Below are 12,762 nucleotides of genomic sequence, written 5' to 3' on the forward strand. Positions count from 1 at the left end.
TGCTTTTGCGGCTACTTCTTCCAAACCATTAACTGCTGACGATAATCTTCCTGCGCCTGACTGGCACTAAAAGGGGTTAACCACACTTCAGTGCCGGGCAAACACTGGGCCAGCGTAGCGCAGGCGACGGGGGTGAGGGCGCCTAGGCGCGGGTAGCCGCCGATTGTCTGGCGGTCGTTCATCAGTACGATAGGCTGGCCGTCCGGTGGTACTTGAACTGCTCCCAGCGGAATGCCTTCGGAAATAATGCCCTTTAGTGAGCCGTGTAGGGCTGGGCCGGTGAGGCGTACGCCCATCCGGTCGGCGCGATTATCCACTGTCCAGGGTTGGTTGAACGCCTGGAAAAGTGCATGGCCACTGAAGGAGGCAATTTGCGAGCCGAGCACGATGGGTAAGCGGCAGCCAGACGCAGGCATGCGCGGGCCCTGGCTTTCAGGAATGCGCCGCACCGCTGGAGCGGTGCCTTTCCAGGTTAACCGGTCGCCCACTTTTAGCGGTTTGCCATCTTCCTGTAAGCCCCCCAATTGCTCGCGGGCAGTGCAGGAGCGGCTGCCCAGCACTTCTGGCGCATTTAGTCCGCCGGGAAAGGCGAGATAGGCGCGCAAACCCTGGCGCGGTTGGCGAAATACCAGGCGCTGGCCCGGCAGTAGCTTGAAACTGGTATTGGGTGCAAGCGGTTTGCCATCCAACTGGGCGTCTAGATCGGCGCCGGTCAACGCCAGGCGCACCTCGTGTTCGGTTTCAAAGCTCAAGCCGCCGCCCATGACGATTTCCAGCGCAGCGCTGTTTAAAGCGTTGCCCAGCAACCAATTGGCCCAGCGAAACGAGATCCAGTCGGCAGCGCCACCCTGAGTAACGCCTAAGTGGCCGACGCCAAACCGCCCGGTATCTTGGATAAGCGCCAGCGGTCCCGCCTGTTTAACCACTAGCCCCTTTTGTGTTTCATTCATGGCAGCGTGACTCATGGGCGCTCCTCCATGGGCGTGGTATCGCCACCATCTGCTTCAAACTCTTCCCGGGAGATCGCTCTAAAGCGCACCTTGTCGCCGGGGCGAAACAGTGGCTCGCCACGTTTGGCGTGCTCGAATAGCGGCACGTTGGTGCGGCCCAGAATATTCCAGCCGCCCGGCGAAAGCAGCGGATAAATCGCGGTTTGGCGATCAGCAATGCCCACGCTACCTGCGGCGACTTTGCGGCGCGGCGTTTTCAAGCGCGGCGTAGCGAGAGATTCGTCTACCAAGCCCATAAAGCCGTAACCGGGGGCAAACCCCAACGCAAATACGCAGTAATCGTGGTTGCAGTGCTGCTCGATAAGCTCGTCGACGCTCAAACCAGCGCGTTTGGCGACCAGTGGTAACTCGGGGCCCACGCTTTCGTCGTACCACACCGGGATATCGTGCAGCTCACCGGCTTGAGTATCCACAGGGGTAAGACCAGAAAGCGCCTTGTGAATAAGTTGAATCGCCTCGCTATGGGTTAACTGCTGGCAGTCGTAATGCAGCAGCAGCGTGGTGTAAGAGGGCACCAGGTCAATTAACATGCTTCCAAAGGCATTACGCAGCGCCTGATCGGCGGCGATTATCCAGGCCATATTGGTTTCGTCGATGGTGTCGAATAATCGCACCATCAGGGCATCCATGGCGGCGGTTTCAATGCGCATTTCAATATTGGGTTTCACACCGGCTCCAGCGCCTGAAAGGCCTCGCGAATAGCGCGTACGGCGGCCACTGACTCGGGGTTGTCGCCATGAACGCAGAGCGTATCGCAGGCTAACTGCAGCGTTGTGCCGTCGAGTGCGGTGAGCGGCTCGCCTTTGGCCAGCTTGATGGCTTGATTGACGATGGTGTTCTGGTCGTGGTGCACAGCGTTAGGCAGCCGTCGTGAGGCCAAGTGGCCGTTACCGTCATAAGCACGGTCGGCAAAGGTTTCGAACCAGAGGGTAATGCCCATTTTGGCGGCCAGCTCGCGATGTGGTTCGGGGTCCGCGGTGGACATAATCATTAGCGGCAGGCTGGCATCATAAGCACGTACCGCGCGCATGACGCCTTCGAGCAGCACCGGGTTGGCGGCCATATCGTTGTACAGCGCACCATGGGGTTTGATGTAGCTCAGTTGGGTGCCTTCCGCTTGGCAGATGCCCGCCAAAGCCCCCACTTGGTAGAGCACCATATCTTCCGCTTCTTCCGGCGAGCAGGCCATTGAGCGGCGGCCAAAGCCCATCAAATCCGGGTAACCCGGGTGCGCGCCAATGCGGGTGCCATTTTGTACCGCTAGCTTGACGGTGCGGCGCATGACATGGGGGTCGGAGGCATGGAAGCCGCAGGCGATGTTGGCGCAGTCGACGAAAGGCATCGCATCGGCATCCAGGCCGAGGTGCCAGTTGCCGAAACTTTCGCCCATATCGCAATTAAGCAAGGGGATGGCCATAGCGACTCCTATGTCGATGCAGTGGGTGCGCTTGATTGGTTAGCGCTGAATTGTAGTCCACCACCAATATATGAACATGGCTTGCCCAGTGCCAATCGTTTTTGACGATACTAACTATCGGGCGCTTCTATCATATTGTTATTTATTGGAAAAAGGGTTGACGCTTGGGCACGATACGCTTATCACATTAGGAGCGGGGCGTGATAATAACGTTGGTGAGATAGCGCTGCTGGGAGTGGCCTTAAAGTTGCATAGTGGTCTTGAAGTTGCGTAGTGGTGGTCAAGTTGCGTAGCTATCAGGTCGTCATGAGCCGTAGCACTCCGCCGGTCTCTTTGCGTATCAGCACAGCAGTGTTTTTACTCCAGTAAGTCATATTTGTAGGCGAGTCACTATGCTCGATTTTAAAGAACTTGAGGCGTTCGTATGGGCAGTGAGGCTCGGCTCCTTCCGTAAGGCGGCGACCCGCCTGCACCTTACTCAGCCCTCTGTTTCTGAGCGTATTTCACGCTTGGAAACCACGGTAGGAGAGTTGCTGCTGGAGCGTGCCGCCAGGCCTATTCAGCCTACTATGCGGGGCCGCGAGTTCTTTGTGCACGCTGAGCGGATGCTGCACCAGCGTGATGAAGCGATGAAGCTTTTCGATGACGAAGAGGCGTTTTCTGCACCATTGCGGCTCGGCACGATTGAAACCATCGCCCATAGCTGGTTTCCCGAATTTATGCGCCGTTTAACCGAGCGGTATCCGCGTTTGACCATTGAACTGACGGTCGATTACTCGCCGGTGCTCAATGAGCGGCTACTGGGCAACGAACTGGATATTGTATTGGCGATGAATGGCTATTCACCGCAAAAGCAGATCGAGTACGAGTCCTTGAGCCCTTATGAAATGGGCATGTTTGTCTCTCCGCGGCACGTCAAGCAACTGGGCGAAAGTGCCGACACTTGGGGCAAGCAGTTGCCGTTTATTTCATTTGGTAAGCAGGCTCGTCCCTATGCAGAGTTAGTGAGTTATTTGGCAGAGCAGGGAATCGCTAATCCTCGTATCCATAGCGTCAGCACACTAATGACCATTGTACGCATGACCACCGAAGGGTTGGGGATTGGCGCGCTGCCTGTCGCCACTGTGCTGGATGAGTGGCAGCGAGGGGAGCTCTACCGTTTCTCGCTACCGGTGCCGTTACCGGCCATGCACTATGATGTGATATGGCGCAACGCTAACCACCCGCGCTTTTGTCGTGGCGTTGCCCGATTGGCTCAGCAGTGTGCCTGCAGCTATGCCCAGGCGCGCCGTGCCGATATGACAACAACACTTTTCTCCGGGCGCTGGGTTACTGCTAGTGCCTCCTCTGGTACCACCGAAGCAACACACTATTAGCACCATACTATTAATAGAAATAAGAGGGTTCTTATGATGCGCAAGACAATAACGACTTCATTGCTCCTGGCGACCGCCTGCGGTTTAACGGTGACGGCTCATGCCGCGGAATGGACCATGGCCACGCCTTACGGTGATGCCAGCTTTCATACCCAAAACAACAAGCAGTTCGCTGAGGACGTGGCCGAAGCTACCGATGGCGAGTTAACCATTACCGTACATAGCGGCGGCTCGTTGGTATCGCATGGTGAAATCAAGCCGTCGGTTCGCCGTGGCACCATTGATGCGGGTGAAGTATTCCTCTCCGTTCTTTCCAACGATGATCCCATTTTCGAAGTGGATACACTGCCTGGTGTGGCCGGCAGCTATGACGACGCCTACGCGCTGTGGGAAGCCACCAAGCCGATGATCACAGAGCTGTTTGCCTATGAAGGGTTGATTCCGCTCTACGCCGTCGCTTGGCCTGCGCAAGGTATCTATACCTCTGAACCTCTTACTGACCCTGAGCAGTTTGAAGGCTTGCGCGTTCGTGCACCTAACATCAATACCCAGCGCTTTGTCGATAATCTGGGCGGTAGCCCCACCGAAACCGAAGAGTCTGATATACCCACTGCGTTTAGCACTGGCCGTGTGGATGCCATGATCACCTCAAGCTCTACCGGTAACTCCATGGCAGCGTGGGATTACGTGACTGATTACACCGACGCTAACCTGTGGCTGCCAAAAAATATCGTCTTCATTAGCCAACGTAGTTTTGATGGCCTGGATGAAGCGACTCAGGACGCTCTGATGGAAGCCGCCGCTGAGGCTGAAAAACGTGGTTGGGAGATGAGCCGCGAAGATAATCAGGCGAGCTTAGAAGCTCTGCAAGAGAACGGTATCTCTGTTTCAGAGCCTAACGAAGCCGTTTCAGAGGCACTCCAGGCAGCCGGTGACAAACTGTTTGAAGATTGGCAGTCCCGTGCTGACGACGAAGCCAAACAGGCGCTGGAATCCTATCGCGAGCAGCGCGACAGCTAAGCGCTATTTAGCCTAAACACGGTTTAAGCTAAGTACTTTTTAACTAGGCTCTATCGTGATGGTTTCCGCAGGGGCGGTGATTTTGGCGCTGCCCCTGCTTTTGCTACGCGCTTTTCCTAAGTACGTTTTATAAGTACGTTTCCCGCGTGCTTCGTGAGGCTGCGAACATGACGTTTAAATTCGACAAGCTCTATCGCCTGGGTGCTTGGGGTGCGGCGGCCTGCATGGTTGCCATTTGCACGCTGATAGCGCTTCAGGTGACCTTCCGCCTGGTAGATGCCCTGCTGGTGCTCGTGGGACTGAGCCGCCTGGGCATGAGTATTACCGGCGTTTCGGAAATCGCTTCTTATCTATTGGTGGGGGCGACCTTTCTGGGGTTGGCCTACACCTTTGTGCATCACGCCCATATTCGCGTGACGCTGTTGATTACCCGGCTACCATCGGCAATTCGTGTGTGGTTTGAAGTGTTTTGCCTCATCATCGCCCTGGCGATCAGCTTAATGCTCAGTTACGGCCTCATTGGGTTGGCGAGGGAGAGCGTGCAATACAACGATGTCTCTTCAGGCTTTGTGTCGATTCCGCTCTGGATCCCCCAGCTTGTGCTCGCGACCAGCGTAGGACTGCTCTGTTTGGCGCTGGCTGAAGCCCTGTTTATGGCGCTACGGATTGCCATTCGCGATCCTGCGAGTTTTCGTGAAGCGTCTGCCCCAGATGAAAGCGAGGGCCACTAAATGGTGACGATAGCTATGTCTTGGTTGAGTACGTCGCCTGTTGTGTTGAGTACGCAGCGGTTAACGGGGCCACTGTTAACACTGCTTCTGCCTTTTAAATTGGAGAGATCCTTGTGCTGCTACTAAGTCTCGCCACCATTTTCACCCTCGTGGTTCTGCTAGGGAGCGGGGTGTGGATTGCCTTTGCGCTAATCGGCACTGCCTGGATAGCGCTAGAGTTCTTCAGCTCTTTCTCGCCAGGCGCTATTTTAGCCTCCGATTTTTGGGGCGCCAGCTACGGTTGGGATCTCACCGCGCTGCCTATGTTTATCTGGATGGGGGAAATTCTGTTTCGCTCCGGGCTTGCGGACAATATGTTTCGTGGCCTGTCGCCCTGGCTGAACCGACTGCCGGGACGTTTACTGCATACCAATATTATTGGCAGCGGCATGTTTGCAGCGGTGTGCGGCTCTTCGGCGGCCACCTGTGCCACGGTGGGCAAAATGACCCTGCCAGAGCTCGAGCGGCGGGGTTACGACAGCAATATGGCGATTGGCACCTTGGCCAGCGCCTCCACTTTGGGACTTTTGATTCCACCCTCCATTGTGCTCATCGTTTACGGTGTGGTCACCGAACAGTCGATCTCCAGGCTGTTTATGGCCGGTATTGGCCCGGGACTGATGATCCTGGCCATGTTTATGAGCTACCTCATTTTGTGGGCGTTGCTCAAGGGCAACCGTGAAGGGCTTACCGGCGAAGATGAATCCGGTATGAGCTTTGCTGAAAAGCTGCGCAATACCTGGTCGCTGGTACCTATTCTGCTGTTGATCGGCGGGATTATCTTTTCGATCTATGGCGGGTTAGCGTCGCCTACTGAGGCCGCGGCAGTCGGTGTGGTATTGTCAATCGTGATTGCGCGCTTTAACGGTCACTTTGATCGCGACATTTTTAAAAGCTCGCTGTTTGCCGCCGTGCGTACCGCCTGCATGATCGCTTTTATTATTGCCGGTGCGTCGTTTTTAACCTCGGCCATGGGCTTTACCCAGGTGCCCATGAAGCTGGCGCAGGCGATTGGTGAGATGGGGCTTTCACCTACCATGCTGCTGATTGCGCTTACCTTGCTGCTGCTGGTGATGGGCTGTTTTCTCGACGGTATCTCGCTGATCCTGCTAGTCACCGCGATTATCATGCCGCTGGTGAGCGCCGCTGGGTTCGACCTGATCTGGTTCGGTATTTATCTGGTCGTGGTGGTCGAGATGTCCCAGATTACCCCACCGGTGGGCTTCAACCTGTTCGTGATTCAGGGGCTAACCGGTAAAGATATTCTGACCATTACCAAAGCCACGTTGCCGTTCTTTCTTCTCATGCTGTTGGCGATTGCCTTAATGCACATCTTTCCGGGTATCGCTCTCTATCTACCTGAGGCAATGACTCGGTGAGGTGCTTATAAAAGAAAGACGGTTAAGCATGAACTAGGGAGCCTCTGATTAACGTAATGAGCGCAGGCCAGACAAGGCAAAAATCAACGAAAAAGCGGAGTTTACGTGGGTGTAAATGAGCATTTTGAGGCGATTTTTAACGCCGTATGGGCAAGCGCAATAGTTAATCAGAGGTCTCCTAGAAAAAACGCTCTGGCCGGAACGCCTGATGGCATGCATGTTCTGGCCAGAGGTTTAAGATTTAGCGCGGGATTGGGGGTTAAGTTTTTTGAAAGCAATGTTTTTGTTGAATCCATCCGGGTCGCTGTACCCTTTACGCAACATCGTTAATGCTTCGTGTTGGGCTTCTCTACGGCTATTGAGTATAAGCGTATGATTTAGCAAGAGCTGCTGAGCATTTTCAAGCAGCTCTTTGGGATCAATAGCCGCGGGGGTGTCAATCATCAGCGTTTTAGCGATCAACTCCATTTTGGGCTGAACTTCTTGTAGAACGCTTTTAAATGAGAGAGAGGGCACATCCGCTTTCGTGCTTATATCGGCTATCAGGGCGGCCAGCTGTTCTTCAGGAGCTTTTGATAGGCAGGCATCCGCCGTGGGGCCGGATAGACGAACACACATATCCATTAAGCTATCGCTTTGATAGCAGGCGTGACTAAAACGTATGGTGTTGACCATCGCCGATGGGAGCCCCCATTTGGCTGCCAGCCATGCCCCAATAACGGTGTGGTCACCACCAAAGTAACGCTGCTCCTCCGCAATAAGCTGGGTATGGGAGATAGCACTATCACTATAGAGTTCGTCTGCTTGCTCGGGGTAAGTCGCACTCAGTGCCAATATGCCAATATCCTGTAGCAGCGCTGCTGTAAACGCATTACCTGCCTGTTTAGGGCACGCTTGTTCAGCAAGTTGGCGCGCTATCAGCGCAGACATGATAGACCGTCGCCAAATATGAGTATGCTGCGGCCCTTTACTGGGGTGCTGAAAAAGGTTAAAGCTCAACACGACCGTTAACGTTGCATCTAGTCCTAGTCGCTGGATAGCCTCCAGGCATGTTTGTGTCGGATTGGCGGAGCGGGTGTGGTGGACGCTATTGGCGAGAGATATTAACCGAGTGGTCAACGCTGGATCGTGTTCAATGGTGTCGGCAACATCGTTGATAGTCGCTTTTGACGATTGCGTTAATCTGAGGATGCGTAATGCGACTGAGGGAAGCGAAGGTAAGCGTTGGCACTTGAGGAAATCGCTGATCAGAAAACCAGGCAGTGCTTCAGTTAGCATTCCATACAGTGCTTCATCCTTGGTCGATGTATTAGTCACGTTATCTCCTGCGCACTTTGTAGCGTAGCCGCCAGCCATTATGAGGCGATACCTAATTTTACCATATATCCAGCTACTGTTGACGTTGTTATAGTTGGAAAAGAGCGGTTTGTGCTTTGTAGGCCGCTATATATACTTTATGAGGTTAGTGGCAGGCGTCCAAGCCGCTTCAGAATTAAAAAAGTGAGTGCAACAATGCACACAAAGAACGACGCGGCCGATATATTCCGCCAATTGGCAGAAGGCGTAGGGCACAGTGGGAGCCCGCGTTTTTATGCAACGTTGGTTGAACGTTTAGCGACGATACTAGGCGTTGATCATGTGTTAGTCGCCGATGTAACTCAATTGCATCGGGCTGAGACGTTGGCCGTTTGGTCAAATGGCAACTTGCTGAGCAATGTTACTTACACGCTGACCGGTACCCCTTGCGAGACTGTGTTAGGACGCGAAACCTGCCTTTATGACCATGATGTTCAGTCACGCTTTCCTGACGATAAACTGCTTTGTGAACTGGGTGCCGAGAGTTATTTGGGGCGGGCGCTCTATGCGGCGGATGGTTCGCTAGTTGGTTTGTTAGCGGTACTCAAAAACGCCCCCATGCAGTTGGACGATCTAGCCAATGAGATATTGCAAATCGCCGCCGCCCAGGCGGGTGCAGAGCTGTGCCGACAAAAAGCAGAGCAGGCATTAAGAAAGAGCGAAGAGGTCGCGCGGGAAAGTGAACGCCGTTTGGATACGCTGCTCAACCATCTGCCGGGCATGGCCTATCGCTGCCTGAATGACCGCAATTGGACTATGCAACTGGTGAGCCAAGGGGCCGAAACGCTGACCGGGTACCGGCCTGACGAATTACAGGGTAATCGGCTGATCAGTTTTGCTGCCCTGATTCATCCTGATGACCAGGACAAGGTCTTCCATGAGGTACAGTCGGCCATTGCCAACAGATGCCCTTACCGTGTGATCTACCAGCTGCGCCATCGCGACGGTGGTTATCGGTGGATGTGGGAGCAAGGCCAGGCCGTCATGGATGAGGCGGGCGAAATCGTATGCTTGGAAGGGTTTATCTCGGATGTGACCGACCAGCAAGAATCGCAGCGGGTGCAAAACGCCGTGGTTCAAGTGGCTTCTACGGTCACGACCCAAGTCGGGGATGGTTATTTTCAGCAGTTGATTGTGACCTTGGTCAAGGTGCTGGAAGCCGATGCAGGCTTTATTGCGTTGCTGCATACTTCACCCCAGGGCGATGAAAATGTCTATGGGCAGGCGACGACTGTCAGCATGGTGGTTGATGGGGCTCAGCGAGAACAGCACACCTTTGCGCTGCGAGGCTCGCCCAGCGAGCAGGTAGTGTTGGAGCGTGAAGCAGTCATGCATGATGGTTCGCCGCTGTTATTACCAGGCACACTGCTACCCACAAGAGCATGGATTGGGCGGCGTTTGGATAATGCCAACGGCGAGGCCATTGGCGTGATGATGGTATTTTATCGACAGCCGCTGACCACCAATGCGTTCGCCACCTCTGTGCTGCAAATTCTTTCGACCGGTGCTGCAGCAGAGCTTGAGCGTCGGCGCGACCATCGGCACATGCACCAGTTAGCCTATACCGACAGTACCACCGGTTTACCTAACCGCGTCCGTTTTATGGAGTTGCTAGCGCAAATGTGGCAAGAAGCCCAGCAAGGCGAACATGGGCTTTCACTGCTGTTATTGGATATCCGCCGTTTTAAAGAGGTCAACGATCTGCACGGTCACCAAGTGGGCGATCAACTGCTGGTGACAGTGGCTGATCGTTTAGCGAAGATCAGCCACTCATACGGCTCGTTGGCGCGTTTGTCAGGGGATGAATTTGCCCTGCTGGTGGCCGATGCCACCCCTCGTGACATTGGCAGCCTTGTGGAGCAGCTTCGCTTAGTGGTTAAGCCGCCGCTTCATCTGGAGCGGCGTGTCTTTCACCTCGATGTCAGCATCGGTTTTGCTCATTATCCGCAGCATGTGAGCGAGGCGGGCGAACTATTTAACGCTGCCAGCATTGCTCTCCACCACGCCAAGCGGCGCGAAAATAGTATCTGCCCCTACTCCCAAACGATGCGCCACGCGCTACATCGACGCCAACAGATGACCGAGCGACTCAGCGCGGCAATTACTGAACACAAGTTAGAACTCTACTTTCAGCCTCAGGTGAACCTTACCAGTGGTCAGTTGACCGGTGCAGAAGCCCTGTGCCGCTGGCACGATGCCGAGTGGGGCTGGGTGAGCCCCGGCGAGTTTATTCCCCTGGCTGAAGAGCGTGGTTTGATTCGTGCCTTGGGAGACTGGGTGCTGGAAGAGTCCGCAAGGCAGCTACTGGCATGGCGTGAACAGCCTGAGGGTGGGCTGCCAGGGAGGCTATCGATCAATATTTCCGCCCAACAGTTTGCCGATCCTGAGCTTACCCACCACATTGCGCAACTCACCGCCGGCGTTTCGTCGAGCGCTATCGCCCTGGAGCTCACTGAAAGTGATTTTATGCGCGACCCAGATCAGGCCGTTGAGATCACCCACGCCATGCGACAAGCGGGCTATGCTCTCTCTATCGATGATTTCGGCACCGGCTATTCTTCGCTTTCCTACCTACGGCGCTTCGCTGCCGACGCACTGAAAATTGATATTTCCTTTGTGCGTGAAATGCTCGAAAACAAAAATGACCGCACCATTGTTCAGGCCATCATCGCCATGGCAAAAGCGCTAGAGATGAAAACCGTGGCGGAAGGCGTTGAAACGCGCGACCAAGCGAATTTGCTTGCCGCAATGGGTTGCAATGAGGCACAAGGGTACTGGTTTGGCCGCCCGCTGCCTGCCGATGAGTTTGCGACGCAGTGGTTAACTACTTAGTCTTCTAGTTTGCTCATCGTCGTCTTCTATTAGCGTCATCGTCCTGTCATCACCTTTGGCATACCCTACGCGCCGCCAACCCGCGATGAAAGGAGTGCTCCCATGCGCCTGGCCCTGTTTGATCTTGACGACACCCTCCTGGACGGAGACTGCAGCGACCGCTGGAATTTATGGATGATAGAGCAAGGCTGGATCAGCGATGCCGAAGCGTTTATGGCGCGGGCGGAGAAAATGCACCAGGCCTATCACGCGGGGAAGCTAAAGCTTGAAGAGTATTTGGCCATGACCCTAGCACCGCTGCGAGGGCGCAGAGTGAGAGATGTGCAAAAAGAGGTCGAGCGCTTTGTTGCCACGCACCTGCAACCGCGTATTTTTGAACAAGCTTGGGCCTGTCTGGAAGCGCACCGCCAGGCAGGCGATACCCTGGTACTGATTTCCGCCTCGTCACGGCATCTGGTCGAGCCGATAGCGACCACTCTGGGTATTGAACACGTGCTGGCGGTAGAGCTAAGCGTGGAGCACGGCATCAATGAAGACGCGCGCTATACCGGCGGCAGCGAGGGTATTTTTTCTTATCGTGGCGGTAAGGTGCTGCGCTTAAAACAGTGGTTGGCCGAGCAGCAGTTCACCCCTAGCCACACTACTTTCTACTCAGACTCCCGCAACGACCTCCCGCTGTTGCAGTACGTGGATTGCCCTGTAGCGGTCAATCCCGATCCAGTGCTCGCTGAGGTGGCTAGCGTTGAAGGTTGGCGGCGCTTAGACTGGCGGGCGCCCTCAAGCGCTTCGTCACCTAATGCTCTGCCAGGAAAATCGGCGCATGTCTGATGCCTACTATCTAAAGTTAACCGAACAGCTTCGTATTTTGATCGACCAAAATGCTGCCCTGTGGGAAGGCAAGCTTCCCGCAGAGCGGTCATTGGCCGAGCGTTTTGCCACCACTCGTGTGACCCTGCGCCAAGCGCTTTCACAGTTGGAAATGGAGGGCTTAATCCACCGCAGCAACCGGCGCGGCTGGTTTATTTCTCCTGCCCGTTTAGTTTACGACCCCACCCGTGACGCGGGCTTTAACGACTATGTACGTGCACAGGGGCGGCAGCCACGCACGGCAGTATTGAAGCTGGAAACCCGTGCCCATCTGCCTGCCGCGCGGGCACTGAATCTGCCGGATGACCAGCCGTTTCAGCATATTCGCCGCCGCCGCTACGTGGATGACCGCGCGGTGCTGGTGGAGTCGCTGTGGGTGGTGCCCGAGCGTGCCCCAGAGTTGCTAGATATCTATAGTGGGCAATCGCTTTGGGGGCTGTTGCGCGAGCGCTGGGGGCACTACCTGGCCAATCGCTCTATTCGCATGGTCTCAGAAGCGCTTTCGCCAATGGATGCCGAAGAGCTATTCGTTGCGCCCGGCACTGCCGGGTTAAATATTAACCGTGCCATTTTAGACGACCAGCAGCGCCCTATTGAGTTTGATGAAGAGCACTGGCTGCACGATTCGCTGTGTATCAGTGTGGAGCTATCCGGTCAGCGCTAGCGGAAACGACCTAGTCGTGGTCATCATCAGTTAAAAAAACGGTCAAACAAGCGTCATCGCAGTGTCATTTA

The 12,762-nt window shown here is 55.0% G+C and carries 11 protein-coding genes; 7 read left to right on the forward strand and 4 right to left on the reverse strand.

Annotated elements, in window-relative coordinates; genetic code table 11:
* Positions 1–11: 11 nt before the first annotated feature.
* Genes AC4EYZ_RS14855 through AC4EYZ_RS14865 form a run of 3 tightly spaced genes read right to left on the reverse strand, consistent with a single transcriptional unit; the run spans position 12 to position 2,427 of the window.
* Positions 12–965, reverse strand: coding sequence for a 5-oxoprolinase subunit C family protein (locus tag AC4EYZ_RS14855; protein ID WP_474191256.1), 954 nt, complete (start codon positions 963–965; stop codon positions 12–14).
* On the reverse strand, positions 962–1,666 hold the full coding sequence (gene pxpB, locus AC4EYZ_RS14860) for a 5-oxoprolinase subunit PxpB (protein ID WP_138801207.1): 705 nt from the start codon (positions 1,664–1,666) through the stop codon (positions 962–964). The genes AC4EYZ_RS14855 and pxpB overlap by 4 nt, the downstream gene beginning before the upstream one ends.
* An 8-nt stretch (positions 1,667–1,674) precedes the next feature.
* Positions 1,675–2,427, reverse strand: a complete 753-nt coding sequence (locus AC4EYZ_RS14865; RefSeq protein ID WP_414119951.1) for a 5-oxoprolinase subunit PxpA — start codon at positions 2,425–2,427, stop codon at positions 1,675–1,677.
* A 392-nt stretch (positions 2,428–2,819) separates the two neighbouring features.
* On the opposite strand from AC4EYZ_RS14865, the gene AC4EYZ_RS14870 reads away from it, so the two are divergent.
* From AC4EYZ_RS14870 to AC4EYZ_RS14885, 4 genes are all read left to right on the forward strand, one after another.
* Positions 2,820–3,803, forward strand: coding sequence for a LysR family transcriptional regulator (locus AC4EYZ_RS14870; RefSeq protein ID WP_278369289.1), 984 nt, complete (start codon positions 2,820–2,822; stop codon positions 3,801–3,803).
* Positions 3,804–3,839: 36 nt separating this feature from the next.
* Positions 3,840–4,823: a TRAP transporter substrate-binding protein gene (locus AC4EYZ_RS14875; RefSeq protein WP_027957166.1), complete on the forward strand. Its 984-nt coding sequence runs from the start codon at positions 3,840–3,842 to the stop codon at positions 4,821–4,823.
* Between the two features lie 167 nt (positions 4,824–4,990).
* Positions 4,991–5,554, forward strand: a complete 564-nt coding sequence (locus AC4EYZ_RS14880) for a TRAP transporter small permease (protein ID WP_022521547.1) — start codon at positions 4,991–4,993, stop codon at positions 5,552–5,554.
* Between the two features lie 113 nt (positions 5,555–5,667).
* Positions 5,668–6,972: a TRAP transporter large permease gene (locus AC4EYZ_RS14885; protein ID WP_009286009.1), complete on the forward strand. Its 1,305-nt coding sequence runs from the start codon at positions 5,668–5,670 to the stop codon at positions 6,970–6,972.
* Positions 6,973–7,206: 234 nt separating this feature from the next.
* On the opposite strand, the gene AC4EYZ_RS14890 is transcribed toward AC4EYZ_RS14885, so the two are convergent.
* The gene (locus AC4EYZ_RS14890) at positions 7,207–8,289 is read right to left on the reverse strand and encodes an HDOD domain-containing protein (RefSeq protein ID WP_022521548.1); all 1,083 of its coding nucleotides are present in this window, start codon (positions 8,287–8,289) and stop codon (positions 7,207–7,209) included.
* Positions 8,290–8,484: 195 nt separating this feature from the next.
* Here AC4EYZ_RS14890 and AC4EYZ_RS14895 point away from each other — a divergent pair, with 195 nt between their 5' ends.
* From AC4EYZ_RS14895 to AC4EYZ_RS14905, 3 genes are all read left to right on the forward strand, one after another.
* Complete coding sequence (locus AC4EYZ_RS14895; RefSeq protein ID WP_490203850.1) at positions 8,485–11,160, forward strand: bifunctional diguanylate cyclase/phosphodiesterase; 2,676 nt, start codon at positions 8,485–8,487, stop codon at positions 11,158–11,160.
* A 102-nt stretch (positions 11,161–11,262) separates the two neighbouring features.
* Positions 11,263–11,988 carry an HAD family hydrolase gene (locus AC4EYZ_RS14900; RefSeq protein WP_022521550.1) on the forward strand — a complete coding sequence of 242 codons (726 nt, stop codon included), beginning with the start codon at positions 11,263–11,265 and terminating at the stop codon, positions 11,986–11,988.
* Positions 11,981–12,691 (forward strand): UTRA domain-containing protein, encoded by a 711-nt coding sequence (locus AC4EYZ_RS14905; RefSeq protein ID WP_141440532.1) that lies wholly within the window; start codon positions 11,981–11,983, stop codon positions 12,689–12,691. The genes AC4EYZ_RS14900 and AC4EYZ_RS14905 overlap by 8 nt, the downstream gene beginning before the upstream one ends.
* Positions 12,692–12,762: the final 71 nt, after the last annotated feature.

The sequence above is a fragment of the Vreelandella sp. 162(4c) genome, assembly GCF_058152265.1.

Coding starts and splice junctions, on each gene's coding strand:
- AC4EYZ_RS14895 (WP_490203850.1), top strand. CDS start 8,485: ATGCACACAAAGAACGACGCGGCCGATATATTCCGCCAATTGGCAGAA.
- AC4EYZ_RS14900 (WP_022521550.1), top strand. CDS start 11,263: ATGCGCCTGGCCCTGTTTGATCTTGACGACACCCTCCTGGACGGAGAC.
- AC4EYZ_RS14880 (WP_022521547.1), top strand. CDS start 4,991: ATGACGTTTAAATTCGACAAGCTCTATCGCCTGGGTGCTTGGGGTGCG.
- AC4EYZ_RS14875 (WP_027957166.1), top strand. CDS start 3,840: ATGCGCAAGACAATAACGACTTCATTGCTCCTGGCGACCGCCTGCGGT.
- AC4EYZ_RS14855 (WP_474191256.1), bottom strand. CDS start 965: ATGAGTCACGCTGCCATGAATGAAACACAAAAGGGGCTAGTGGTTAAA.
- AC4EYZ_RS14865 (WP_414119951.1), bottom strand. CDS start 2,427: ATGGCCATCCCCTTGCTTAATTGCGATATGGGCGAAAGTTTCGGCAAC.
- AC4EYZ_RS14870 (WP_278369289.1), top strand. CDS start 2,820: ATGCTCGATTTTAAAGAACTTGAGGCGTTCGTATGGGCAGTGAGGCTC.
- AC4EYZ_RS14905 (WP_141440532.1), top strand. CDS start 11,981: ATGTCTGATGCCTACTATCTAAAGTTAACCGAACAGCTTCGTATTTTG.